The sequence below is a fragment of the Planctomyces sp. SH-PL62 genome (assembly GCF_001610895.1).
In the GTDB taxonomy this organism is placed as follows: Bacteria; Planctomycetota; Planctomycetia; order Isosphaerales; family Isosphaeraceae; genus Paludisphaera.
In genome coordinates this window covers 6,441,005-6,466,170 of sequence record NZ_CP011273.1, presented here as the reverse complement: position 1 = coordinate 6,466,170, position 25,166 = coordinate 6,441,005, and the positions used below count along the sequence as shown (strand labels likewise).

At 70.1% G+C, this 25,166-nt stretch carries 19 protein-coding genes; 7 read left to right on the top strand and 12 right to left on the bottom strand.

The annotated features are described in order from the left end of the window. Positions 1 to 168: 168 nt before the first annotated feature. The 6 genes from gyrB to VT85_RS25150 all read right to left on the bottom strand — a co-directional run bounded on the left by gyrB (position 169) and on the right by VT85_RS25150 (position 7,721). The gene (gene gyrB, locus VT85_RS25175) at positions 169 to 2,736 is read right to left on the bottom strand and encodes a DNA topoisomerase (ATP-hydrolyzing) subunit B (protein ID WP_068421056.1); all 2,568 of its coding nucleotides are present in this window, start codon (positions 2,734 to 2,736) and stop codon (positions 169 to 171) included. A gap of 158 nt (positions 2,737 to 2,894) precedes the next feature. Further along, complete coding sequence (locus VT85_RS25170) at positions 2,895 to 3,215, bottom strand: DUF721 domain-containing protein (RefSeq protein ID WP_068421054.1); 321 nt, start codon at positions 3,213 to 3,215, stop codon at positions 2,895 to 2,897. A 62-nt stretch (positions 3,216 to 3,277) separates the two neighbouring features. Further along, entirely contained in the window at positions 3,278 to 4,396 is a 1,119-nt protein-coding gene (gene dnaN / locus VT85_RS25165; protein ID WP_068421051.1) for a DNA polymerase III subunit beta, read from the bottom strand. A gap of 901 nt (positions 4,397 to 5,297) precedes the next feature. Beyond that, positions 5,298 to 5,585 carry a hypothetical protein gene (locus VT85_RS28050; RefSeq protein WP_156513104.1) on the bottom strand — a complete coding sequence of 96 codons (288 nt, stop codon included), beginning with the start codon at positions 5,583 to 5,585 and terminating at the stop codon, positions 5,298 to 5,300. A 238-nt stretch (positions 5,586 to 5,823) separates the two neighbouring features. Continuing rightward, positions 5,824 to 6,705, bottom strand: coding sequence for a PDZ domain-containing protein (locus tag VT85_RS25155; RefSeq protein WP_068421048.1), 882 nt, complete (start codon positions 6,703 to 6,705; stop codon positions 5,824 to 5,826). 92 nt (positions 6,706 to 6,797) lie between these two features. Then, entirely contained in the window at positions 6,798 to 7,721 is a 924-nt protein-coding gene (locus VT85_RS25150) for a PDZ domain-containing protein (protein WP_068421047.1), read from the bottom strand. Between the two features lie 572 nt (positions 7,722 to 8,293). Here VT85_RS25150 and VT85_RS25145 point away from each other — a divergent pair. From VT85_RS25145 to VT85_RS25135, 3 genes are all read left to right on the top strand, one after another. Next, a complete protein-coding gene (locus tag VT85_RS25145) occupies positions 8,294 to 8,806 on the top strand; it encodes an SMI1/KNR4 family protein (protein WP_156513103.1) in 513 nt (170 codons plus the stop codon). A gap of 162 nt (positions 8,807 to 8,968) precedes the next feature. Continuing rightward, positions 8,969 to 11,602, top strand: coding sequence for a glutaminase family protein (locus tag VT85_RS25140; protein ID WP_068421043.1), 2,634 nt, complete (start codon positions 8,969 to 8,971; stop codon positions 11,600 to 11,602). A gap of 363 nt (positions 11,603 to 11,965) precedes the next feature. Next, on the top strand, positions 11,966 to 12,625 hold the full coding sequence (locus VT85_RS25135; protein ID WP_156513102.1) for a hypothetical protein: 660 nt from the start codon (positions 11,966 to 11,968) through the stop codon (positions 12,623 to 12,625). Between the two features lie 68 nt (positions 12,626 to 12,693). Here the strand turns inward: VT85_RS25135 and VT85_RS25130 are convergent, their stop codons facing one another. The 3 genes from VT85_RS25130 to VT85_RS25120 all read right to left on the bottom strand — a co-directional run bounded on the left by VT85_RS25130 (position 12,694) and on the right by VT85_RS25120 (position 15,622). Then, entirely contained in the window at positions 12,694 to 13,797 is a 1,104-nt protein-coding gene (locus tag VT85_RS25130; RefSeq protein ID WP_068421037.1) for a hypothetical protein, read from the bottom strand. Between the two features lie 353 nt (positions 13,798 to 14,150). Next, on the bottom strand, positions 14,151 to 14,642 hold the full coding sequence (locus VT85_RS25125; protein ID WP_068421036.1) for a hypothetical protein: 492 nt from the start codon (positions 14,640 to 14,642) through the stop codon (positions 14,151 to 14,153). Positions 14,643 to 14,824: 182 nt separating this feature from the next. Continuing rightward, positions 14,825 to 15,622: a hypothetical protein gene (locus VT85_RS25120; protein WP_156513101.1), complete on the bottom strand. Its 798-nt coding sequence runs from the start codon at positions 15,620 to 15,622 to the stop codon at positions 14,825 to 14,827. A gap of 292 nt (positions 15,623 to 15,914) precedes the next feature. On the opposite strand from VT85_RS25120, the gene VT85_RS28825 reads away from it, so the two are divergent. Both VT85_RS28825 and VT85_RS25110 read left to right on the top strand, forming a co-directional pair. Further along, a complete protein-coding gene (locus VT85_RS28825) occupies positions 15,915 to 16,262 on the top strand; it encodes a hypothetical protein (protein ID WP_197491002.1) in 348 nt (115 codons plus the stop codon). 48 nt (positions 16,263 to 16,310) lie between these two features. Next, a complete protein-coding gene (locus VT85_RS25110) occupies positions 16,311 to 17,465 on the top strand; it encodes a cysteine desulfurase family protein (protein WP_068421034.1) in 1,155 nt (384 codons plus the stop codon). A gap of 22 nt (positions 17,466 to 17,487) precedes the next feature. Here the strand turns inward: VT85_RS25110 and VT85_RS25105 are convergent, their stop codons facing one another. From VT85_RS25105 to VT85_RS25095, 3 genes are all read right to left on the bottom strand, one after another. Further along, positions 17,488 to 19,032 (bottom strand): ArnT family glycosyltransferase, encoded by a 1,545-nt coding sequence (locus tag VT85_RS25105; RefSeq protein ID WP_068421033.1) that lies wholly within the window; start codon positions 19,030 to 19,032, stop codon positions 17,488 to 17,490. A gap of 159 nt (positions 19,033 to 19,191) precedes the next feature. Continuing rightward, a complete protein-coding gene (locus VT85_RS25100; RefSeq protein ID WP_068421032.1) occupies positions 19,192 to 20,697 on the bottom strand; it encodes a rhamnulokinase in 1,506 nt (501 codons plus the stop codon). 185 nt (positions 20,698 to 20,882) lie between these two features. Next, on the bottom strand, positions 20,883 to 22,301 hold the full coding sequence (locus VT85_RS25095) for a serine hydrolase domain-containing protein (RefSeq protein ID WP_068421030.1): 1,419 nt from the start codon (positions 22,299 to 22,301) through the stop codon (positions 20,883 to 20,885). A gap of 197 nt (positions 22,302 to 22,498) precedes the next feature. Between VT85_RS25095 and VT85_RS25090 the strand changes: the two genes are divergently transcribed. Both VT85_RS25090 and VT85_RS25085 read left to right on the top strand, forming a co-directional pair. Continuing rightward, positions 22,499 to 23,803 (top strand): MFS transporter, encoded by a 1,305-nt coding sequence (locus tag VT85_RS25090; protein ID WP_068421028.1) that lies wholly within the window; start codon positions 22,499 to 22,501, stop codon positions 23,801 to 23,803. 780 nt (positions 23,804 to 24,583) lie between these two features. Beyond that, a complete protein-coding gene (locus tag VT85_RS25085; RefSeq protein ID WP_156513100.1) occupies positions 24,584 to 25,156 on the top strand; it encodes a hypothetical protein in 573 nt (190 codons plus the stop codon). Positions 25,157 to 25,166: the final 10 nt, after the last annotated feature.

Below are 25,166 nucleotides of genomic sequence, written 5' to 3'. Positions count from 1 at the left end.
CATCATCGATTCCCACCCTGAACGCATCGACCGGAGGGCCGGCCCGGTCTCGGGGGTCGCGCCCCCGCGGCGGGTCTGCTCGTCCTCACCCCGTCCCGTCCCATCCTCTTCGCTGTGCACTCTCGCAATCGCGGCCCGACCCGGCCCGGCGGGGCCGTCGGCGTCGGGTCAGACGTCCAGATTCTTGACCTCCAGCGCGTGCTTCTCGATGAAGGCGCGACGGGGTTCGACGTCGTCGCCCATCAGGGTCGTGAACAGGTCGTTGGCGGCGGCCACGTCCTCGAGCCGGACCTGCATCAGGGTCCGCCGCGAGGGATCCATCGTGGTCTCCCAGAGCTGGTCCGCGTCCATCTCGCCGAGGCCCTTGAAGCGGGTGATCTTGATCCCCTTCTCGCCCAGCTTGCGGATCGTCGGCGCCAGCGAGCGGAGGTCCAGGAGCGGGTGCTCCTCGCCGTCGCGATGGAGGATGAACCGCGGCGGCGGGTCGTCACCGGTCACCTCGCGGGCCAGCAGCGAGTCGGCCCGGACTCCGTACTCGTCGCGGAGCCGCGCCAGCTGCTTGTTGAGCGTCTTGACCTCCAGGAACTCGTGGACCCGGTGGGTCGGCGGCGGGGCCTCGCCCTCGGGGCCGGATTCGGCGTCCGGGCCGGATTCGGCCTCGGCCCTGGCCGGGTGGGCGGCGTCGAAGTCTTCCTGGGTCCAGTAGGGGGTCTCGCGGCCGTGCTCGTCCTCGACGAGGTAGAGCGGCAGGAGCCCGGCGCGGTGGTCGGCCTTGGCGTCGCCGGCCGGGTGGGCGAACTTGAGGAACTCGCGGAGCGAGCGGTTGCGGCGGCCGAAGGCCCGCAGGCCGTGCTCGATCGCCCCTCCCAGCTCGACCAGGTGCCTGAGCCGCTCGCCCTCGATCGCGCCGGGGCGGGAGGCGGGGCCGTCGTCGTCGGCCGAGATCGGCGCGTCGGCCGGGACCAGGACGGCGTCGGCCAGGCCGGCGGCCATCAGGATGCCCTGCATCTGCTCCTCGGTCTGGACGTAGCGGCGATCCTTCTTGCCGCCGGCCAGCATGTACAGCGGCGGCTGGGCGACGTACAGGTGCCCCTGGGCGACGAGCTGGGGCATCTGGCGGTAGAAGAACGTCATCAGGAGCGTGCGGATGTGCGAGCCGTCGACGTCGGCGTCGCTCATCATGACGACCTTGCCGTACCGCCGCTTGCTCGGGTCCTCCTCCTCGCCGATGCCGTTGCCGACCGCGGTGATGATGTTGCGGACCTCCTCGTTGCCCAGCACGCGGTCCAGCCGGGCGCGCTCGACGTTGAGAATCTTGCCCCGGAGCGGCAGGATGGCCTGGTAGTACCGATCGCGGCCCCCTTCGGCGGTGCCGCCGGCGGAGTCGCCCTCGACGAGGAACAGCTCGCTGGCCCCCTGGTCGTGGCTGGTGCAGTCCATCAGCTTGCCGGGGAGGCCGCCGCCGGAGAGGACCCCCTTGCGGTTCCGCACCAGCTCGCGGGCCTTCCGCGCGGCCTCCCGCGCCTCGGCGGCGAGCTGGGCCTTGGCGACGATCTTCTTGGCGGTCGCCGGGTTGTTCTCCAGGTACTCGGCCAGCTTCTCGTTGACCACCCGGGTGACGATCCCCTCGACCTCGCCGTTGCCCAGCTTGGTCTTGGTCTGGCCCTCGAACTGGGGGTCGGGGACGCGGACGCTGACGATCGCGGTGAGGCCTTCCTTGAAGTCCTCGCCGGTGATGTTCAGGTCTTTCTTGCTGGCCGGGGCCGCCGTCTTGGCGTACTGGTTGAGCGTCCGCGTGAGCGCGGCGCGGAAGCCGGTGAGGTGGGTGCCCCCCTCGATCGTGTTGATGTTGTTGCAGTACGAGACGACCATCTCGCTGATCGAGTCGTTGTACTGCATGGCGACGTCGACCTCGACGGCCCGTTCGTCGTCGCGGCCGGTGAAGAGGACCGGCTGGTGGAACGGCGTCTGGGCCCGGTTGAGGTAGGCGACGAACTCGCTGAGGCCCTCGGACGAGAAGAACTCGTCGCTGCGGGGCTCCTCGCCGCGCTCGTCGGTCAGGCGGATCCGCACCCCCCGGTTCAGGAACGACAGCTCGCGGAGCCGCTTCTCCAGCACGTCGTACGAGAACTCGATCGAGGCGAAGATCGAGGCGTCGGGGAGGAACCGGATCGTGGTCCCGGTGGTCTTGGTCGTCCCCTTGGCCTTCACCGGCCCGAGCGACGCCCCCTGCTCGTAGTTCTGGTGCCAGACCTGGCCGTCGCGGCGGACCTCGGCCTCCAGCCACTCCGAGAGGGCGTTGACCACCGTGACGCCGACGCCGTGGAGGCCGCCGGAGACCTTGTAGGTGTCGTGGTCGAACTTGCCGCCGGCGTGGACCTTGGTGAGCACGATCTCCAGGGTGCTCTTGCCCGAGTCGCCGTGGGCCTCGACGGGGATGCCGCGGCCGTCGTCGACGACCGAGGCCGAGCCGTCGGGATGGATCGTGACCTGGATGTTCTTGCAGTACCCGGCCATCGCCTCGTCGATCGAGTTGTCCACCACCTCGTAGACCAGGTGGTGGAGCCCCCGCGCCGTGGTGTCGCCGATGTACATGCCGGGGCGCTTGCGGACCGCCTCGATCCCTTCCAGGATCCGGATGTTGGCGCCGGTGTAGGCGGCTTCGCCCCCCACGGCCACGCCGCCGTCCTCGACAATCCCGTTCGCGTCGATGCCGTCGTTCTTGCTCAAGTCCATCGCGGCGGTTCCTCGATTCGTCCTGTCCCTCGGTGGTCCTTCCCGCGCGTCCATGCGGAGTCGATTCGTCTCGCGTCGCGGGCCGTCGTCGTCGTCGGCGGTCCGGCTCCCGCCTCGGAAGGGCGGGGGGCGGGGGGCGTCCCGATCCGGATCTCACGTCACGGCTTCACCGGCCCGATCCGGAACCGCAGGCCCCGGATCTGCGAGCCGGGGCAGGCGTCGTGGATGGCCTGGAGCAGCTCCCCCTTGCGGTAGGCGGACAGCTCTTCCAGCAGGGCCGGGTGGTCGACGGTGACGTTCAGGGTTCCGCGTCGGACGTCGCCCAGGAGCGTCCGGCCCTGGTACGCCTCGCCCAGCGCGGCGTCCCAGGCGGTCTGCAGCTCGACCATCGCGTGGAGCCGGCCGTACCCGCGCGCGGCGAACAGTTCGCCGAGCACGTCGGACAGGGGCCGGGGACCGCGACGGTCGGGGTTGGGCATGCGGGTCTGGCGTCCTGGGTCGGGGGACCGGGCTCTCCGAGGGCCCGGCTCGCGGCGCTCGCTCAGCGTTCGCGGGTCAGGGGCATCACGACGTAGGTGTAATCGTCCGGGGTCTTGAACACGGCGGCGTTCTTGGCGTCGATCAGCTCGGCGGTGATCTCGCCGTCGTCGTCCAGGGTCTTCAGCGCGTCCAGCAGGTAGCGGGGGTCGAAGGTGATCTCGACCGCCTTCCCCTGGTACTCCAGCGGCAGGTCCACCTGCGCGCTGCCGACGTCGGCGGCCTGGCTCGACAGCTTCAGCGCCCCGGGGCCGAACTGGAAGTCGACCCCCCGGCTCTCGTCGCTGGTGACGATCGAGGCCTGCTCGACGGCGTGCCGGAGCGGGCCCACGGTCATCGGCACCCGGGTCTCGACGCTCGTCGGGAAGACGTCTTGATAGCGCGGGAAGCGGCCTTCCACCAGCCGACTGTAGATCACCGCCCCCTCGGTCCGGACCAGCACCGCCGCCCCCGACTGGATGGTCAGGTGGACGAGCAGGTCGTCGTCGACGAGGTTCCGCTCGATCAGCTTGAGGGCCTTGACCGGGATCACCGGCGTCCCCGAGGGCGCGGGCGGGTCGTTCTCGACCTGGGCCCCGGCGGACATCTTCGCCAGCCGTCGGCCGTCGGTCCCGATCATCGCGATGCCGTCGGGCTTCAGCTCGACGAGGACCCCACCCAGGGCGTACCGGGCGCTCTCCAGGTCGGTCGCGAACACGGTCCGCCGGATCAGCTTCTTGAGGTCCCCCGCCAGCACCACATGATACCGATCGGCGGCGAAGTCGGGAACCTCGGGATAGAGGCTCGGGTCTTCCAGCGGCAGCTTGAAGCTCGACCGGGCCCCCTTGACGTGCAGGTGCTCGTCGCCGGTTTCCAGGAGCAGTTCCGAGTCGCCGCTGGTCCGCAGGATGGGGCCGATCTTGGCCGTCGGCAGGATCGCCGAACCCGCCTCCTCCACCTTCACGCCCAGCACCCGGTGGCGGATGCCGACTTCCAGGTCGGTCCCCATCAGGACCGAGCCTTCCTCATCGTCGACCGTCAGCTTGACGTTCTGCAGGATCGGCTTGGGACTCCGCGTGGGCACGACGCCGCTGACCATGTTGAACGCGGTGAGCAGTCCTTCGCGATTGCACAATGCCCTCATGCGCGTGCCTCGTTCTGGGACGTTCTGGGACGTTGCCTGGCTCGGCCTCGATCCGCCCCCGACCGGCCGAGAGGGATGAAGGGCGGTCCGAAATCGCCGAGCCGGAGGGGGCCGGGACGGTCGGGCCGCGGGTCGATCGACGGTGGGCAGGAATGGGGGGGACGCACGAACCGCCCGCGTCCGCTCGCTTACGAAGAAGATCCTCGCCGCTCCATCATACCACGACCAGGGCCTCGGCGCATCCCCCTCGTTTCGGGATTCGCCGACGGGCGGGAGAGGACGCGGAGGGAGGTCCGGGGAGTTCCCGACCTCGTCGCGGCGGGCCTTGCCTCAGGCCCGCCCTGACGGACGGCGGCTCTCGTCGAGGGAACGGGGCCCGATCGGTCGAGGGCCCACCCCTGGCGTCTCCCCGTATTTCCTGAGAGAGAAAGCTTCACCGCCGTAATAATCATAGGACGGCGGCCGGCCTGTGGATAACTTCGAGAGCGTCCGACGAAACCCAGGATATCAAAAGACTTACTCGAGCACAACGGCATCCCGCCCCTGTTCACATCCCCGTCGACGACCTTGTGGACGACCCGCGCGCCGACGTCGACGACGGTGCACGACCGCGGCCCGGCCGAGAGCCCGCTGTGGATTCGCTCCCGTTCGGCGCGCGGACGATCCGCGACTTATCCACAGGTCGTCGACCGCTCCGAACGGCGCGTGCGGGATGGGGGACGTGAGGGTCCGGCGGGGCGGGCGATCCAGGCCCGAGTCTGCCGATCCGTCGGCCTGCGCATCCTTGCGTTCTCTTTTTCGGTCGGCGAGACCTGCGGTGTTGAGAACAATGGCGGGGCTTTTTCGCAAGCCCCGCTTGTCGGGAATCCGGGGAATCTCCTCCCAGGACCTTCGCCGTCCGTCAGGGGTTGTTCTTGCGGTCGGGGTACTCCAGGATCACGAGCTTGTGCTGCTGCTCGTCGTAGCCGTATTCCTGGTAGTGGGGGAGCTTGGGGAGGGCGATGTTGTTGGCCCGGATGATCTCGGCCATGAACTCGTCGTAGTTCTTGGGGAAGCGGTCGTTGGCGGCCTGGTAGAGGTTCATCGCGTGCTGGATCTGGAGGATCGAGGTCTGGCCGATCATGGTGACGTAGGCGTTGCCTTGCAGGGTGATCGGGTCCTTGGCGGTGATCTTGGGCTTCTCGATCACGTCGGCGCCGGCGGCGACCTCGGGCTCGATGCGTTTGATGTCCTGGGTCCGCCTGCCGACGATGAACTCGGGCTCCTTCTTCTCGACCGACGACGAGGGGGAGTGGGCGACGGCGTTCTTCTTGCCCCCCCCGCGTGGCGGGGCTCCTCGCAGCCGGCGATCGCCAGCAGGAGGGCCGTCGGCAGCGTCAGGGCGAGCGTCGGGATTCGCGAAGTCATGGCGGGGTTCTCCGGTCGGATCAGGCCCCGTCGGCGGGGCGGACGGTGAGGACGTGTTCCTGGCCGTCGCGGCGGACGGCGACGGGGGCCTCGCGGCCGGGCTCGACCGAGGCGGCGGCGGCGTAGACGTCGTGGACGGTGGCGGTCCAGCGGTCGTCGACGGCCGTCAGCACGTCGCCGGCCGCCAGCCCCGCGAGCGCCGCGGGGGAGTCCGGGACGACCGACGCGATCCGCACCCCGTTCCCGTCGGCCTCGGCCGCGCCCAGCCGGAGCCCCCAGAGCCCCCCCGGCGCGAGCACCCGCTTGCGCGCGATCTTGGGGCCGGCGATGCGGTCGGGGAGGTCCTTCATCAAGTCGCGGATCTCGAAATCGACCGGCGTGAAGGTCATCTCGTCCTTCTGGTAGTCGATCGTCGTGCGGTATCGGGCGAAGAACGTGAAGCCGATGATGCCGTCGATCGGCTCGCCCAGCACGTCGCTGAGCACGCCGAGCGCGGGGTGGTCGAAGACGACGACCGGCAGCTTCTCGGCCGTCAGGCCCCCCACCTGGAGCTTGGCGACCACGGCCTCCCCCCGCATCGAGAACAGGAACGACTTGGGGGCGTTCGCGTCGACGGTCCCCGAGGTCTCGGCCGCCTTGTTGCTCAGCAGGGTGATCGGCGCGCCCAGGTCGAAGATCAGGCGATACGGCCCCTTGCCGTTGAGCATCGCCCGCAAGACCATGTGGTTCGACGGCAGCATCGTGAACCGCGCCCTCGCCGTGGCCGCCTCTTTCGCATCCGCCCCCGGCTCCTCCGCCGGCGCGGGCCCCAGCCACAGCGAGGCCCCCGCGAGGGTCGTCGCCGTCAGGACCAGCAGCGGGCGGAACAATCGGCGATTCGAGGGCTGTTCGTCGTGATGCATGATTCGAACACCTGACTTGTCGATCGGTGCTTTTCCCCTTCCCCTACCAGGGGGGAAGGAGAGACGCCGACGGCCTGCTTTCCTGCTCTTCGTTACAGCCCTTCCCCGGCGGTGGCCTTGAGGGTCTTCTCCTCGCCTCCGCGTTTGACGACCAGTTCCACGGCCTGGCCCTGGCGGAGCCCGGACAGGCTCTCGCGGGCCGACCCGAGGTCCTCGACGGGCTTGCCGTCGATGCGGACCAGCGCGTCCCCGGCCTCGACCCCGGCGCGGGCGGCGGGCGAGTCGGGGAGCACGCGGACGACTCGCACGGCCTTCGCCCCGGCGTCGGCGGACTCGGCCCATTCCAGGCCCAGGAAGCCCCTCGGCGCGAGCTGCTCCTCGGGCTGCTTGCCGATCAGGAACGCGAGGCCCTTGGCGACCGGCCCGAGCGCGTTCATGAGCTGCATCTCGACGGGCGGATTCCTGCGGTCCTCGTCGGTCGGCACGGGGGGATCGCGGGGGACGAAGTCGAGCCGGGTCCAGGTCATGCGGTCGCGGGTCAGGTCGATCTCCAGCTTGAACCGGGCCAGGATCGTGAACCCGAGGATGCCGTCGATCGACGCGCCGGGCAGCCCCAGGGCGTTCATGCCGACGAGCTGGAACGGGTCCTCGACGCGGGCCTTGACCTTCTCCAGCCGAGCGCCCCCTTCGATCTCCAGGCTGTCGACGGGCGTCCAGAACCCCTTCTCGGGGGGCGCAAGGCCGATCTTGGCGGCGGTCTCGGTCGCCACGTACAGCGCCGGGGCCCCGGAATCGACCAGGAAGTTGAACGGCCCCTTGCCGTTGATCCGCACCCGGACGAGGAAGTGGTTCGTGTCCGTGAGCCGATACGGGACGCGGAAGGCCCGGCCGATCTGCGGGTCCTTGACCGGACCGCCCGTCTTGTCCTGGGCCTGGACCCGGCCCTGCAACCCGACGGCGGCGGCGACGCCGACCAGCCCGAGCGTCGCGGCGATGGCGATGAACTTGTGGATCATGGTCCGACCTTGCGAGGCTTGATCGAGACGAGGAGATGACGAGAAGCTTCCCCATTCCAGCTTAGGCGCACGTCCGCCCCGTGGAAAGCCCGCAGGCCGGGCGGGCCGCCCCCTTGGCCCTCGACGGACTCCAGGCCCGAGATTGGGTCCGTTCGTCGAACCCGCAGACGAACCCAATCGACGCAAACTCTTAATACCAAGTTGCTTGGCACGCCTTTTCGCCCCTGGAAATTGGGTTCGTTCGGGGCGCTTTCGCCATTCTTGCGCCCTTCAGCCGCGTCGGCTCCTTGCGAGGGCTGACGCCGCCAGGATTTGGGTTCGTTCGCAGGACCCGAAAACGAAACCGATCGCCCTTTCCTGTTTGTCCATATTGATTTAACGAATGCTTTTCGCGTCAAGAATCGGGTTCGTTCGGCGCGCCTTCGCTGGTCTTCGGTCGTCCGTGTGGAGGCGAGGCGTCCCGGGACGACAGGTCCGGCGCGGCGCCGAGAATCCAACGGCGCGCGGCATCCCCCAAAATGACGATGGTCCCGGATCGCGGATCGCGTAAACCGAAGGAGGCGAGGGACACGATGAGCAATCGGGACCGGGCGCTTTACCAGAGGATGTTCCGCGGTTTCCGGACGCAGGCGACGCTGCGCCTGGCCGCGACGCCGATCGTCGGCTTCCGATCGTTCCGCGAGGAGGAGGTGCGGTCCCTCGAGCGGTCGCTCGGCCTCCGGCTCCCCGAGGCCTATCGCGCGTTCCTGACGACGATGGGCCGATCGGCCGGCGACCTGTTTCAAGACGTGACCATAACCTTTCGCGAAACCGGCGACCTGCTCCGACTTCAAGATCGCGCCAGGTCCGAGATCTCGGAAGCCGGCCGTCCCACGACGATCCCCCCGAGAGCCTATTTCTTCGACCATTACCTGGACAGCCAGTTCGGGTTCTTCGTGTGCGATGAGGACGATGAGGACCCGTTGACCTACAACTTCGAGTTCGGCAATCCGGAACTCGACCCTCCCGTCCCGGTCGTCCGATTCACGGACGTGATCCGCACGGCGCTGGACGAGTACAGGGGCCCGAGGAAGTCGTTCGGGTAGATGAGGCCCGGCCCCCCGCGGCCGGGGCCTGGCGAAGGCTGGCCCGAGGCTGGAGGTCGCCCCGCCGTTTCGGTCGTGGGGGCGCCTCGCGCCTGCCGCCCGGGGGGCGATGGCTGTATCATCGGGGATTCACCCGGAGCTTTCTCCACCTTCGAGGACGACATGAAGAACCACTCCCGAGCCCTCGGGGCCGTCGCCGGGCTGGCGATGACGCTCGCCTGCACGCTCGCCGCGCGGGCGGACGAGCCGAGGGCCTTCCGGCCGCCGTCGGTCCCGCTGATCGCCCACGACCCGTATTTCAGCGTCTGGTCGGGCGCCGACAAGCTGACCGACGACGTCACCCGGCACTGGACCGGGACCCCCCAACCGCTGACCGGCCTGGTCCGCGTCGACGGCGAGACCTACCGCATCATGGGCGCCGAGCCCAGGGCGATCCCCGCGCTGGAGCAGACCTCGGTCGAGGTCCGGCCGACGCGTTCGATCTACAAGTTCCAGTCCGACGAGGTGGCCGTCGAGCTGACGTTCCTCGGGCTCGCGGTGCCGTACAACCTGGAGATGCTGGCCAGCCCGGTGACGTACGTCTCGTGGAAGGTCGAGTCCCGCGACGGCAAGCCGCACGAGGTCTCCGTGTTCCTGGGAGCCTCGGCCCGCCTGGCCGTGAACACGCCCGACCAGCCGGTCGTCTGGGGCCGCGAGGAGTTGGGCGCGCTCAAGGCCGTCAAGATCGGCACCCAGGAGCAGCCGATCCTCCAGCGCCGGGGCGACGGCGTCCGGATCGACTGGGGCTCGCTCTACCTGGCCTCCGGCCAGCCCCGAACCATCCTCGCCGCCGCGCCCGAGGCGACCCTGGCCGAAGCCTTCGCGAAGGACGGCGGGCTCCCCGCCAAGGACGACGAGACGAGGCCCCGCAAGGTGGAGGACGGCGAGCCGGCGATCGCCCTGGTCACCGCCCTGGGCGCCGTCCAGCCCGACGCCCCCGCGTCGACCTTCGCCCTGATCGCCTACGACGACGATTACGCCATCGACTACATGGACGAATGGCTCGTCGGCTACTGGAAGGCCAAGGCCCAGGAGAAGGGCAAGCAACCCCCCTTCACGGCGCTGCTGCTCAAGCACCACCTGCGCAAGGCGGTCTACGACCAGTATTGCGACGGCTTCGACAAGCGGTTCCTGACCGTGCTGGAGGAACTGGGCGGCAAGGAGTACGCCGAGATCGGCGCGCTGGCGCATCGCCAGTCGCTCGCCGGGGCGACGCTCGCGGCCGACGCCGACGGGATGCCCCTCTGGTTCTCCAAGGAGAACTCCTCCAACGGCTGCATCGGCACCGTCGATGTCATCTACCCCCAGTTCCCGCACCTGATCCTGTTCAGCCCGATCCTGGCCAAGGCCGCGCTCGTCCCGGTGCTCGACTACGCCTCCTCCCCGCGCTGGAACTGGCCGTTCGCGCCCCACGACCTGGGGACGTACCCCGCCGCGACCGGCCAGGTCTACGGCGGCGGCGAGCGCACCGAGGAGAACCAGATGCCCGTCGAGGAGAGCGGCAACATGCTGCTCATGGTCGGGGCGATCTGCCACGTCGAGAAGAACGCCGACTTCGCCGGCAAGTACTGGCCCACGCTCACCAAATGGGCCGAGTACTGCGAGCGCGAGGGCTTCGACCCGGCCAACCAGCTCTGCACCGACGATTTCTCCGGCCACCTGGCCCGCAACGCGAACCTCTCGGTCAAGGCGATCCTCGGCATGGCCGCCTTCGGCCGCATGGCCGGCATGCGCGGCGAGGAGGACGTCGCCCGCCACTACACCGACAGGGCCAGGGAGCTGGCCCGCAAGTGGATGGAGATGGCCGACGCCGGCGACCACTACCGACTCACGTTCGACCCCCAGCCCAGCTGGAGCCAGAAGTACAACCTGATCTGGGACAAGATCCTGGGCCTGGGCGTCTTCCCCCCTGAGGTCGCCGCCAAGGAGCTGGCGTTCTACCCCAAGCAGTTCAACGAATACGGCCTGCCGCTGGACAACCGCAAGGCGTTCACCAAGAGCGACTGGATCGTCTGGACGGCCTCGCTGGCGCCCGACAAGGCGACGTTCGAGAAGTTCATCGCCCCCCTGCACAAGTTCCTGAACGCGACCCCCGACCGCGTGCCGTTCTCCGACTGGTACTGGACCGACAGCGCCAAGGAGGCCGGGTTCCGCGGCCGGCCGGTCATCGGCGGGGTCATGATCCGCGCCCTGACCGACGCCCTCCCTTACTGGGAGAGCTGCCTGGAGCTGGCCCGAGCCGACGCCGCGACCCTCGGCGGCGAGTGGGCTCCGATGCCCGTGCGCCGCGAGATCGTCGTGCTGGTCCCCACCGCGCAAGACGCCCCGGCGACGTGGAAGTACGTGACGCAGCCCCCGCCGGGCAACTGGACGGCGGCCGACTACGACGACCGCTCGTGGAAGCAGGGCGACGGCGGGTTCGGCACTCGCGGCACGCCCGGAGCCGAGGTCCACACCGTCTGGGACGGCCCGGCCATCTGGCTCCGCCGCGAGATCGACGTCCCCAAGACGGCCCTCGACGCCGGCGACGACCTGCGGCTCTACATCCACCACGACGAGGACGCCGAGGTCTTCTTCAACGGCGTCTCCGCCGCCCGCCTCGGCGGCTACACCAGCGAATACCGCCCCATGCGGATCAGCCCCGAGGCCCTTAAGGCCCTCAAGCCCGGCAAGAACGTCGTCGCCGTCCACTGCCGCCAGACCCAGGGCGGACAGTACATCGACCTCGGACTGGTCAGGCTCCAACCGGCCGAGTGAGAGCCCGTCCCGGAAGTCTGCTTCTCCGGACCATAACGGCCTTCCCCCCTCGCGGGGGAAGGTGGTCCGAAGGACCGGATGAGGGGGCCATCATCGCGGACGACGGGGAGAAGCGACGGCCTCCGTGCCCGTCGCCCACACGCCGCTGCGCGGCACCTTCTCTCACGAGGATGCTCCGTCGAAATCAGCCGGGAACGGACTCGGAGGGCCGATTTCTCGAAGAACGGCCGCCTCCCCGCGGCCCGTCCGGCCCGGCTCGACCGGCGACGGCCTCGGGCGGGATCGTGGTGTATGCTTGGGTCGACTTGCGGGCCGCGACGGACCGGCCGATTTCGTTTCGCCCGCTCGGGAAGGAGCCGGAGAATGGCGCGTCGGGTTTCCGGGTGGTTGCTGGCCCTGACCGGATTTTGCCTCCTCGCGGGCGGTGAGGCGCGCGGGGAGGATCGGTTCTACGCGATCATCTTCGGCTCGCAGACGCGGCCGAAGCAGCTCCGGCACACGCACACCTGGGCGACCTTCATCCGGGTCGCGGGCGAGTCGACCGACCCCAACACGGCCGAGGCCTATCAGCACACGATCAGCTGGCTGCCCGCGACGCTGGACATCCGGGTCCTGGCTCCGCACCCGGAACCGGGGGCCAACTTCGACCTGGACCGGACGCTCGACGTCGTGCAGGGGTTCGGCGAGCACGTGACGGCGTGGGGGCCGTTCCAGATCACGCCCGAGGTGTACCAGCGATCGCTCGACGTCCTGGCGCTCATCGCATCGGGCCAGGTGGAGTATCGCGCGATCAGCACGCGGTTCAACCTGCTGATCAGCGACTGCATCCACGCCGTGGCGGCCGTGGACCCGCAATTCGGCCGCGGCAATTACCCGCTGATCCGGGTGGGCAAGCCCGCGAGCCGCTACATCGCGCGCGAGATCATGCGACGGTCCCCTTACGACCAGAGGCAGGTCGACGCCCCCTGGCTGTTCGCCCGCCTCGGGCTCGATCGGAGGGGCGTCGAGCTGATCACGCCCTAGATGATCCCCGATCGCCGCTGCGTCCTCTGCCGCATCCCCGAGTAGGGGCGGTCATGGTCCCGGCCGGTTCAGGGGCCCTGGGCCAGGGCCGGGGCCTCGACGGGCTCCAGCGCCACGTCGTCGATCCACATCTCGCCGATGTTGGCGTCGCTGGAGATGCGGAAGTCGAGGGTCGCGATGTTGGCCTCGGGTTCCATGCGGACGAGGGTCTCGACCCTGGTCCAGCGACCGACGGCCTTCAGCTCGCGCTCGAAGCCCCCCTCCGGGATGGCGCGGCGCGAGGTGGGCGTATCCTTGTACTGCGCCATCCGGACGCGGCACTCGCCGACGGTCCCGTGCGCGATCAGGTACCAGAAGCTCAGCCGCATCCGGGCCCCATGGCGCACCGGCCGGTCGGTGAAGCGGTAGTACTGCCGCCCCGGGACGTGCGCCTCAAGGTGCAGGCTGTCCGGGCCGGTGACGAATCGGTCGGGATCGCGGCGGTCGTCGGGGGGCTCGGGCCAGGCGGTCGTCGGGTGCGCGGGGCCGGGCTCGCGGTCGAGCGGCACGACGTCGCGGAACGTCTCCTGGCCGACCCGGACGGACACGGTCCGCTCGCCCAACAGCGGGTCGTAATCGCCGTGGATGACGTGTTGATGGGCGAATCGGAGCCGGACCAGTCCGGTCGCGCCGGGCGCCAGGCTGATCGGCGCGAGGGCGGCGTCGGCGGAGCGGGCCGAGGGCTCGGGGGCGAGGTCGTCGCTCCAGACCGCCAGCGACAGCCGCTCGCGGCAGCGCCCGGCGTCGTCGGCGGCGGCGATCACCTCGCCGTCGGCCGTCGCCTTCTCGCCCGGCTTGACCGTCACGACCGCCCGCCGGGGGGCGGCGTGGCCGGAGATCCGCGAGTTCGCCACCCAGCCCTCGGATTTCACCTCGATATCCGAAGGGACGACCACCAGCCCGGCCGTCGTCTCGTTCCGGATCTGGTAGTCGACGATCCAGGCCCCGCCGTCCGGTCGCCACGACCGCCGGACCAGCGTCACCCGGTTGGGCTGGCCGATAGACGAGCCGTCGCCGCCCGCCTCCTGGGCCGTCGCCGTGGTCGTGGTCGTCGCCAGCAGCCCCCCGGCCGCCAGGATGAGAAAGCCCCGAATTCGCCCGCCCCGGCCGTGCGATCGCGTCGAACGCCGCATGATCCACCCGTCCTTCCCTGGGATTGGAACGAACCGTCCGCCGTCCTTGGCGCGCGTCTGCTCTACGACAGCCCCCGCGCCGAGCCCGGAGCGGCGACGGGCCGCCCGCGCCTTCCGGGCGCGAGGCCGCCGCGACGTCCGGGCGTCTCCATTGAGGGAACCCTTTAATCCGACCGTCGAATTCGTACGAGGTTCGCGACCAAGGCGATCAAGTCGCGCCGAAAGCGATTCCATTCGCAAGGCGCGCGCCGGCGAGAGAGGGGAGGCGGCGCGAGAGGTGGCAAGCGGAGAGGGCGGGCCCCGGGGGGGTCGCCGAGCCGTCAGGTCGATCCGAGCCGGCCCGATCCGAAGCGTCAGTCGTCTTCGGATTCCGAATCCTCGTCGTCGTCGAGGTCGAGGGGGGTCGGGGGGATCGTCGCACAACGTTCCAGGAACCGTGGGAGGAACCGGTCCAGGAACACCGAGACCGCGATCTGGGTCGTGGCGTTGTCCATGCCCCAGACGCTGGCGTGGGCTTCGGCCAGCTCGGGGTCCAGTTGGATGAAGTAGCGCTCGTTCACCGCCAGGGCGACGGGCACCTCCTCCAACCATCGACGGGCCAGCTCGTTGACGCCCGGCCCCCCCAGCGAGATCGTCGCCATGGACTGGAGCGCGTCGTCATGGAGCCAGCGGAAATCGGCGACGACGTGGACCTCGAAGTCGGCCAGGTCCTCGTCCGGGGACTCGGCGAGCGCCTCCTCGACGCGCTGCTTCAGGTAGTACGCCAGCGGCCGGTCCATCTCCTCGGCCCGGAGTGTACTGCCCGTCACGATCAGCAGGAAACGCGGCGATGCACCCTCGGCCATGGACGGCCCGGACCTTTCCGACCTTCGGTCGACTTCGTCTCGCCCTCGCATCGCGAGCGGCGACATTCTCTTATCGGACGACGCCGACGTTCCCGCGGCGTCGATCTTACCAGATTCTTCACCGATTCGATTATACGGGCGCGGTCCATCTCCGGCCCGTCCGCCTCCCCTCCTTCCGGAAATCAGGGGGATTCGGACGACGCCGGATGGGACGCGCGCCAGAGGTTGATTCTTTTCAACACCGCCTGGGCGGCCTGGAACTCGTCGGCCCCCTCGGCCTCGAATCGTTGCGAGACGGCCTGCTTGCCGGCGACGGGGATGAGGCAGGCGAAGACGACCCGGCCGCCGGGCTCTCCCTCGATGGTGTACCGGGTCACGCCGGCCGCCGTCAGCTTGCGGCGGACCTCGCCCCAGTCGCCCCCCGTCCCGGCGGTCGGGGCGGGGGCCGGAATCTGGGCCGCCTCGGGTGCCGCGAGGGCCGCCGGGGCGACGCCGGCGTCGAGCGGGGCGGGCGTCGGACTCTCGGGCGCGGGGCGGGTCGAGCCGGCGGGCGCGGACCCGGGGGCGGGGGACTGGGGGGAGAGGATCGACGTCAACGCCCCCAGCAAGGCCGGCGGTTCGGGCTTCGCCGGATCGGGGGCGGGGGCGGAAGCGGGCGGGGGCGTCCCGGACGCCTGGGTTTCGGCGAACGGCTCGGTGGGTGTGGGTTCGGGGGCCGGCGCGGGGGTCGGCGTCGGCGGGGGCGGCTCGGCCGGTTTGGCGGCGGCGACGGCGGCGGTCCCGACGAGCGGCTCGGAGGGGGAGGGCTTCGCGGCGTCGGCCGTCGGGGCCAGGTCCAGCGCGTCGATCTCGCCGCCGTCCTGCAAGCCCATGTAGTCCAGGAGGTGCTCCTGGGCCCAGCGGAAACCGGGGCCGCTCACCAGCGCCCCGCCGCCGAAAGCCGCCCCCACGAGCACGATCACCAGCAACGCTTGACGCACGACTCGGCCTCCCTGCCCCGCCCGTCGCTCGCGCCCGCGGGCCGACGTCCCGTCGACCCTCACGCCCGCGCGGGCCGCCTTGTCAAATCCCAGTCGTCCGCAATAATTCAGGCAACGACGCGAAGAGATTACGCCGATCCCTGATGGCTCTCGGCGTCCCGCGTCGATACTGGGCGTGGAGGCGGCGTTCCCGCCGACCTCTCTCGCCCACCGCCGTGCATGTGTGAATTGACGCCGAGCCGTCGGTTCGACCCTGGCCCGGAAACGGGCCGTATTTAACCGAGTCGCGCTCATGAAGCAAGCCCAGTCCTACCGATCGCGCCCGAGGCCCGGGACGTTCCGGCCGTCGCATTCGGCCGGCGCGTGGTCGGGGGCGAGGCGCGCCGAGATCCCGGCGCGGGGCGTTTCCGGGTCCGTGACGGCGGCGATCGGCTTCCTGTTCGGGACGGCCTGGTCGATCGTCGCGTTCCCCTTCCGCCTCGTCTTCGGGGTGATGTCGCTGCTGGGGCGGCTGACGGGGGTGATCGTCGGCTTCGCGCTGATGGTCGTGGGCATGGCCCTGGGCGCCGGTCCGTTCTACCTGATCGGGATTCCGATCTTCCTGGTCGGCCTGCTGTTGACCCTGCGGTGCCTGGGGTAGAATCCGATATGACGCCCCCGGCCTCCTGAAGTCTCCCTCGGCACTTCCATGAACGCCACGACGATCTACCTGGACAACAACGCGACGACGGCGCTCGACCCCCGGGTCCTGGAGGCGATGCGGCCGTTCTTCCTGGTCGCCGGCAACGTCGAGAGCCGCCACTCGGCGGGGAGGCGCGCCCGGCGGGGGTTCGAGGAGGCGACGGAACTCGTCGCCGAGATCCTCGGGTCGCGGCCCGACGAGGTCGTCTTCACGTCGGGGGGGACCGAGTCGAACAACCTGGCGATCTACGGCCTGGCGGTCGACGAGTCGTCGCAGCCGGGGCGGATCGCGACCTCGCCGATCGAGCACCCGTCGGTCAACGAGTTCGTCGCCCACCTGGAGGCCCGTGGGTTCGTCGCCGACGTCGGGCCGGTGGATTTCGAGGGGACCGTCGACGTCGATCGGATGGCGGGCCTGTTCTACGAGCGGACCCGGCTGGCGACGTTGATGCTCGCCAACAACGAGACCGGGACGATCCAGCCGGTGGCGAAGCTGGCCGACCTGGCCGCCGCGCGGGGGGTGCCGATCCACACCGACGCCGTGCAGGCCGTCGGCAAGATCCCGGTGGACTTCGCCGCGCTGGGGGTCGACACGCTGGCCGCCAGCGGCCACAAGTTCCACGGCCCGGCCGGCTCGGGCGTGCTCTTGGTGCGCCGGGGCGTGCGGCTCACGCCCCGCCTCTACGGCGGCGGGCAGCAGCGCGGGCGGCGGCCGGGGACGATCCCCGTCGCGCTCGCCGTGGGATTCGCGACCGCCCTGGACCTCTGGCGGCGCGAGCACCAGGCCCGGACGGCCACCTGGCGCCGCCTCGGCCGCCGGCTGGTCGACGGCCTCCGCGCCGCCATCGGACCCGACCGGATCATCCCCAACGGTCCCGCCGACCCCTCGCGGCGGCTCCCCCAGACGTTCAACCTGGGCTTCCTGGGCGTCGACGGCGACGCGCTCCTGATGCAGCTCGACCTGGCCGGCGTGGCCGTCTCGCTCGGCTCGGCCTGCGCCAGCGGCTCCACGCAGCCCTCGCCGACGCTCGTCGCGATGGGCGTCCCCGACGACTGCCTGCGCTCCTCCGTCCGCTTCAGCCTGGGCGCCTTCACCACCGAGGACGAGATCGACCAGGCCGTCACCCACGTCGCCGCCGCCGTCGCCTGGATCTCGCGCTGAGCCCGACGCGACCCGAACTCTCCTATCCTCCGGAGGCCCGCCGCTCGGGCCTCAGGCGGAACAGGCGATAGGTGCGATCCCAGCGCGCGGAGGGGCCCTGGGCGACGAGGTCGACGTCGCCGGCCTCGGCCAGTGCGGGGAGGTCGCGATCGCGGCCGATCACGGCCACCGAGTCGGCCGGCGCGATCGGGCTCGACGGCTCGTCCAGGAGCCAGATCGCCGGACGGTCGAGATAGTACAGCCGTACCGCGAGATCGTGGGGGATCGGGCCGAACGGGGTCGGATAGGGCTCGCGATCCCAGTCGTCGTAGAACAGCACGAGCGGCTCGTCCCGTCCCACCAGCGCGGCGACTCGCTCGTAGAATGCTGGTTCCACCCCCCGGCTCTCCAGCTTCGGGGCGACCAGGCCGAAGCCCACGCCGAAACTCATCGCCAGCAGGCCGAACGTCGCGAATCCCAGCCGACGCACCCGCGCGGGAGGACGCCCCATGCCGACCAGTCGCTCGCCCATCGCCTCCAGGGCCGTCGCCGCCCAGATCGACCAGGGGATCAGGGCGTAGATCGCATAATGGCCGTTGCGCGCGGAGGGGATCGAGACCATCAGCAACGGCAAGACCCCCCAGCAGACCAGGAGCCGGTCGCCGGCCGAGCCCCTCGCCAGCGACCGCCACGCGCCGAGGAGCGCGAACGGGGTCCAGGGGAGCCCCTGGACGAGCAGGTCCAGCGCGTACTGGCCCGGCCCTTCGCCCGCGAAGGCGCCATGCCCGGTCCTCGGCCCCAGGCGGTCGGCGACGTGCATCAGCCAGAGCGAGGCCGCCCCGTCCCCATGCTTCCAGACCATCAAAAGCGGCCAGGCCAGGGTCAGGACCCCCGCGACGAGCCATCCGGCGGGGAACGCGAACCGTCGCCAGCAGCCGGGGCGACGGTCCCAGAGCAACGTCCCGACCGCCGCCGCCGCGATCAGGGCCGCGCCGAAACCGATCCCCTTGACCAGCGAGGTCGCGCCCAGGAGCGCGAAGAACGCCCAGCGCCAGGCCGCCCGTCGCCGCGGGTCGGATTCGTCGCCGGCCTGGTCCTCGGTCTCTCGGAGCCGGTCGAACGCGACCATCGTCCAGACGAACAGGCAGGCGAGCGTGACGTCGGCTTCCGCGAGCCGTCCCCGGAGCACGGCCCAGGCCGTGGTGGCCTGCACGGCGCCCGCCAGGAGCCCGATCCGGTCGCCGAACCGACGCCGGGCGAGGAACGCCACGCCCAGGGCCAGCCCGATCGCGGCCAGGGCCGACGGCGACCGCGCCGCCAGCGGCGAGACCCGACCGGCGACCGCGCCGGCGGCGGCGACCAGCCAGAACGGCAGCGGCGGCTTCTCCAGCCAGGGCGCGCCGCCGATCGTGGGCGCCGACCAATCGCCCGACGCCAGGATCTCGCGACCCCCCTGGGCCACGAAGCCCTCATGGTACGAAAGCCGCGACCCCGACCCCAGGCCGGGCCCCAGCGCCAGCAGGCCGAGTCCGACGATCCAGGCCCACGCCGCGACCGGCCGGCGATGGCCGTCGGGGTTCGTCGTCATCCCAAAGCCCCCTCACCTCAACAGCTTGCGCATTCCTTCACGCGAGGTCGAGATGATCCGGGATCGCCGTCGGAGTGTCAAGCCGGGCCGGCGGGGCGGCGAGCCCGATAGGCCGCCGCCCAAATGCCTTCCCCCCTCGCGACGGCTATCGTCGGTCCGTCAGGACTTGACCAGTTCCTGGAACCGGCCGTCGGCGTCGTCCCAGGCCCGGGTGTTGCGGGGCTCGTAGACGGTGACGGGGAAGGAGCGGGCGACGATGGCGCGGAGCTCCTGGAGCGAGCCGATGCGTTTGCGGCCCAGGGCCTGCATGAGGATGTTGCCGATGGCGGTGGCCTCGACGGGGCCGGCGTGGACGGGACGGCCGCAGGCGTCGGCGGCGAACTGGCAGAGGAGCGTGTTCTTGGAGCCGCCGCCGACGATGTGGATGGTCTTGATCCGCGTCTTGCAGATCGCCTCCAGCCGCTCGATCGTCCAGCGGTACTTCAGCGCCAGGCTTTCCAGGCAGGTGCGGATCAGGGCGCCCTCGGACTCCGGGGCCGCCTGGCCGGTCTTCCGGCAGAAGTCGACGATCCGCGACGGCATGTCGCCGTGGGAGAGGAACGACGGGTCGTCGGGGTCGATCAGGGGGCCGAACGGCGTGGACGACATGGCCATCGCCATGAGCTGTTCGTAGCTCATCTCGTTGCCGGCCCGCGCCCAGGTGCGCCGGGACTCCTGCACGAGCCAGAGGCCCATGATGTTCTTGAGGAGCCGGGTCGTCCCCAGGACGCCCCCCTCGTTGGTGAAGTTGTAGCGATAGGTTTCTTCGTTGATGACGGGCCGGGGGACCTCGACGCCCAGGAGCGACCAGGTGCCGGAGCTGAGGTAGCACCAGTCCGGGGGCGAGTCGGTCCCGACGGTCGCGCTGGCGGTCGGCACGGCGACGACGGCGCTGGCGGTGTCGTGCGTCGGCGGGGCGATCACGGTGACCGGCTTCGCCAGGCCGACTTCCTCGGCCACCGAGGCCCGCAGCATCCCCAGCTCGCTGCCGGGGTCGATCAGGTTCGGCAGGATCGACCGCGAGAGCCCCAGCGCCGTGCAGATCTCGTCCGACCACTCGCCGGTGCGGGGGTCGAGGAGCTGGGTCGTCGACGAGTCGGTGCGCTCGGCGGCGCGTTCGCCGGTGAGGAGCCAGCCCAGGACGTCGGGCACCATCAGCATCGTCTCGGCCACGTCCAGCAGGGGCGAGCCGGCCGCCTTGAGCGCCAGGAGCTGATAGACGGTGTTGAACGGCAGGAACTGGAGGCCGGTGATCTCGTAGATCCGCTCCCTGGCGATCTTGGAGAAGGCCAGGTCGAGCATGCCGTCGGTGCGGGGGTCGCGGTAGTGGACCGGGTTGCCCAGCAGGGTGTCGTTGCGGCCGATCAGGGCGAAGTCGACGCCCCAGGTGTCGACGCCGATGGCGTCGAGCGAGGCCTTCGACGCGGCCGTCTTGCGGATCGCGTCCTTCATCTCGTCGAAAAGGCGGGGGAGGTCCCAGTAGAGGGTGTCGAGCATCCGCACGGGGCCGTTGGGGAAACGGTGGATCTCCTCCAGCCCCAGGCGGTCGCCGTCGAACCGCCCCAGCATCCCACGTCCGCTCTCGGCGCCCAGGTCCAGCGCCAGGTAATCCGTCGTCTTCGCCATCGTCTGCCGTCTCCGCGCACGGATGAACCCGGGCTGCCTCGCGTGCTTCCCGTCGAATCGAAATTCCGGGGCCGCGCCCGCACGAACCGAGTCGTACGCCGCGAACTCTCGAACCCTCGCACCGCGAACGATCATAAGCACTCCGCCCGCCTCCCTCAAGCGGGCGTCTCTCCGGAGGGCCGGCCTCAATCCTCGGGCTGGATCCCCGCGCCCCGGATCTTGCCCTCCTTGTCGAGCATGAACGAGACCTTGAGCCGCTGGCTTTCGAAGACCGCCCGGTAGCGGAGGCGGGTCCCTTCGTCGTCGGCCTTGCGCTCCAGGAGTTCGAACGATTTCAGGGCCCCGAACGACGCCAGGCGTTCCTTGTCGTCCTTGATGCGCGGGACGAGCCGCTCGTTGGCCTCGGCCGTGAACAGGTCGGGGTCGAACTCGCCCTTCGTCGCCCCTTCCATCATCCCGCGAAGCCGCCGGGAGGTCGCCTCGTCCTCGTCGGTGATCGGCTCCTCGGGCTTCGGCGCGAGCCCCGGCGCGAACCGGCCGGCGATCCCTCGGGCCAGGGCGCCGGCGTGGCCCCCCTCGGCGTTCGTCAGGACGATCACGGTCAGGCGGTCGTCCGGGAATCGCGAGAGCTGGGTGGAGAAGCCCGGGATGCCGCCGCCGTGGGCGACCATCGGTCGGCCGTTCACCTTCGAGACTTCCCAGCCGAAGCCGTAGCCCGACTCGCCCCCGCCGTTGAGCCGCGTGGGCGTCCACATCGATCCGAGGGTCGCCTCGTCCAGCAACTCATGCTCCGCGAGAGCCGCGTCCCACTTGATCAGGTCGGAGACGCTGGAGACGAGCGCGCCCGCCGCGAACGGCTGGGTCGGGCTGACGGGCGCGACGTTCTCCAGCTCCTTGCGGTCCCAGCGGTATCCCCGCGCGCGGCCCGGGATGATCGCCTGGAGGTCGTTGAGCCGCGTCCGCGACATGCCGAGCGGCTCGAACACGCGCGCCGCCGTGAATCGCCCGTACGGCTCGCCGGAGGCCTTCTCGATGAGCATGCCGAGCAGGTAGTAGCCCGTGTTGGAGTACTCGAACTTCTCGCCGGGCGCGAATTCCAGGGGCTCCTTCGCGACCAGGTCGAGCAGCTCGCGGTGCGCATAGTCCTTCCAGGGCGACTTCTGGAAGTCCGGGACGGAGGTGTAGCTTTTGATCCCGGAGGTGTGATTCAGCAGATGGCGGACGGTCACGTCCTTCCAGACGGCCGGCAGGTCCGGCAGGCGGTCGTTGATCTTGTCGTCGAGCGCGAGCTTCCCCTCGCGCACCAGCAGCATGACCGCGGCCGAGGTGAACGTCTTGGTCACGGAAGCGAGCTGGTAGACCGTGTCGACCGTGGCCGGGACGTTCTGCTCCACGTCCGCCAGGCCGTAGCCCTTGGCCAGCACCACCTGGCCGTCGCGGACGACCGCCGCCGAGAGGCCGGGGACGTGGCGGTCCCGCATCGCCTTCTCGATGTAGGCGTCGATCTCGGCCGCGGACGGGGGCGGCGCCGGGTCCTGCGCCCGCGCCGCGGGCGCGACGGCGGCGGCGACGCCGAGGAGGATGGCGGCGGTCATGAATCTCATCGCGAGGTCCCTTCCTTATCTGCCGGGGTGGGGGGGCCGGGTAATCCCGGCTTTATTCGGGCCGCAGTCCGGGATATTGGGCCGACGGCCGTCGGCCCGCAAAGCGACGCCGCGGGGCCGGGGCTTTTGCATCGGCCGACCCGCCCGGCTATGCTGCGACTCTTTTCGGTCGTCAAGTCGAGGGGAGCGTCGTCGAAATGGAGAGCGCAGCGAAGGTCCCGGCGAAGGCCTGGGTGGTCACGTTCGCCGGGATGGCGGTCAACCTCTGCCTCGGCATCCTCTACGCGTGGAGCATCTGGAAGGCCAACCTCGTGGGCGACGAGGCCCACCCGCCGGGCTCGCCGATGTCCGGCCTGGACGCCGGTTGGACGTATCTGACCGACGCCCAGGCGACCTCGGCGTATGCGGCCTGCGGCATGATCTTCGCGCTCGCGATGATCCCCGGCGGCCGGATCCAGGACCGCTACGGCCCCCGCTTCGGCGCGACGCTGGGGGGCCTGTTCCTGGCGTCCGGCTGCATCCTGGCGGGGCTGATGAAGTCTTACCTCGGGCTCTTGCTGGGCTTCGGGGTGCTGGGGGGGATCGGCATGGGCTTCGGCTATGCGGCGGCGACCCCGGCCGCGGTGAAGTGGTTCGGGCCGCATCGCCGGGGGCTCGTGGTGGGCCTGGTCGTCGGCGGCTACGGCGCGGCGGCGATCTACATCGCCCCGCTGGCCAAGAGCCTGATCGCCGGGTACGGGCTCTCCGGCAGCTTCATCGGCCTGGGCCTCCTGTTCGCGCTGGTGGTGGTGGTCGCCTCGCGGTTCCTGGTCTTTCCGCCCGCCGACTACGTCCCCCCCGGCCCCGCCGCGACGACCGCGACGACCTCGGCCAGGCTGACGACCGTGGACTGGACGGCGCCCGAAATGTTGCGGACCTGGCAGTTCTACGGCCTGGTCTTCCTGTTCATCGGCTCGGCGCAGTCCGGGCTTCTGGTGATCGCCAACGCCGCCCCGCTGCTGAACAGGACGGCCGGGTCGATCGCCTTCTTCGTGGCGAACGCCTGGCTCCTGGCCTCGTTCGGCGGGCTGGTGAACGCCTCGGGGAGGGTGGGGACGGGCGTCTATTCCGACCGGATCGGCCGCTCCAATGCGTATCTGGTCAACGGCGTGATCTCGGCGGCCTGCCTGTTCCTGATGCCCTCGATCATCGCCTCGGGGAGCGTGACGCTGCTGTTCCTGGCCGTCGGCGTGGCCTACTGGCAGTACGGCGGCGCCCTCGCCCTGATGCCCGCCTACACCGCCGACTTCTTCGGCCCCAAGAACCTGGGCTTCAACTACGGCTTCGTCTTCCTCGGCTGGGGCGTGGCGTTCTTCGTCCCCCAGGCCGCCGGCTACCTGAAAGACGTCACCGGCAGCCTCGACGCCGCCTTCTTCCTCTCCGGCGGCCTCCTCGTCGCCGCCGTGATCCTCAGCCTCGTCCTCAAACGCCCCGTGCTCCATCACGAGGCAGGCCCTCGGTGACGACGTCGCCGTTGGCGGCCGGAGGCCGATCATGACGGGTCGGGGAGGCATCGCGAGCCTGGCCTCGATCGTCGCCGCTCTCGAGTCCGGCGTGGACCACTTCCAGCGCGGTGCGTGAAATGTTTCGAGATTTCGCTCGGTCGCGCGAAGGTCGTCGCCTGGGGGCGTGGGATCTCGACTACATGGGTGGCCGGCGAGGGTTGGAGGCGGTCCCGGTGTTGGAACGAGAACGCCTCCGCCCTCGTCGGTCATCCGCCTCTCTCCGGCGGCGGAGCGATCGCGCCTGAAGGGTTTTGGCGTTGAAGCCTGGAATGGCCATCAAAATGATCCGCCGCTCCAGATGATCCAACGCGGGGGCTCCGTCCGCGCCCGACTTGCCGGAACCCGCTTTCCGAATATTATAGCCGGACGTCTGGCACATCGTGGGACGATCCGCTCATCGTCCCTCCGCGGGAGAAGGCGTCCTGGAAGGCTGGGAGAGGGGCGCGAGGCCGGAAGCCGTCGTGCAAACCAACCCTCGACCGATCGACCCGGCCGCCTTTTCCCGCGTCGCTTCCGCACCTCCCTCCTTCCTCTCCTCTGCTCCGCCCGCTCTGATGCCTCGGCCGGACGACACATGGTCCGAATTCGCCGATTTTTCGGCTTGGCCGATCTCCAGGTCGCCAAAGATGTCCTAGGGTTTGCTTGGCGGCATGCGGTCAGGGGATTCCGTTCCCCGATCGGGACATCGAGATGACGCCGAAGGGCGAGCGGATCGCCCGCATCATCAAGGAGCGACCCATGAGTTTCACCAGGATTCGGATCATCTTGATCGCGGCGATCGCTTGCCTCACCTCGGCCTCGTCCGCCTCGGCGGGCTTCCTGGGGAGCACGATCACGTCTCAGTATTACGCCTACGGCACGAAGTCCGGGGCCTCTTCGACGTTTACGGCCGACGGGGGGGCGCACGCGAGGTTCGCCAACTATTTCGACGTCACCGTGACCGACTCCCAGATCATCTATGATTTCCACGCTCCCGTCGTGTGGTCGGCGTCGCCCGTCTCGCTGGACCGCGACGGCCTCCAACTTCGCAACGGCAACCTCTTGACCTTCCTCGACGCGCCCTCCATCATCGGGGTCGCGATCAATGCGGCGTCCAACGTGGGCCGATTCTCGGCGGCGAACGTCACGTTCAATTCGAGCGGAATCGCCGTGGACTGGGCGGGCCTGTCGTTCACCTCCGCGTCCCTCATCGTCCTGGACCTGCGGACCGCCGCCCCCCCGGTGGTCGCCGAGCCCCCCGCCTACGCTTTGATGCTGGGCGGCCTGACGTTTGCAGCGGGAATCTTACGGAAGCGTCGCGGCCGCGCGTGAGGGCGACCGC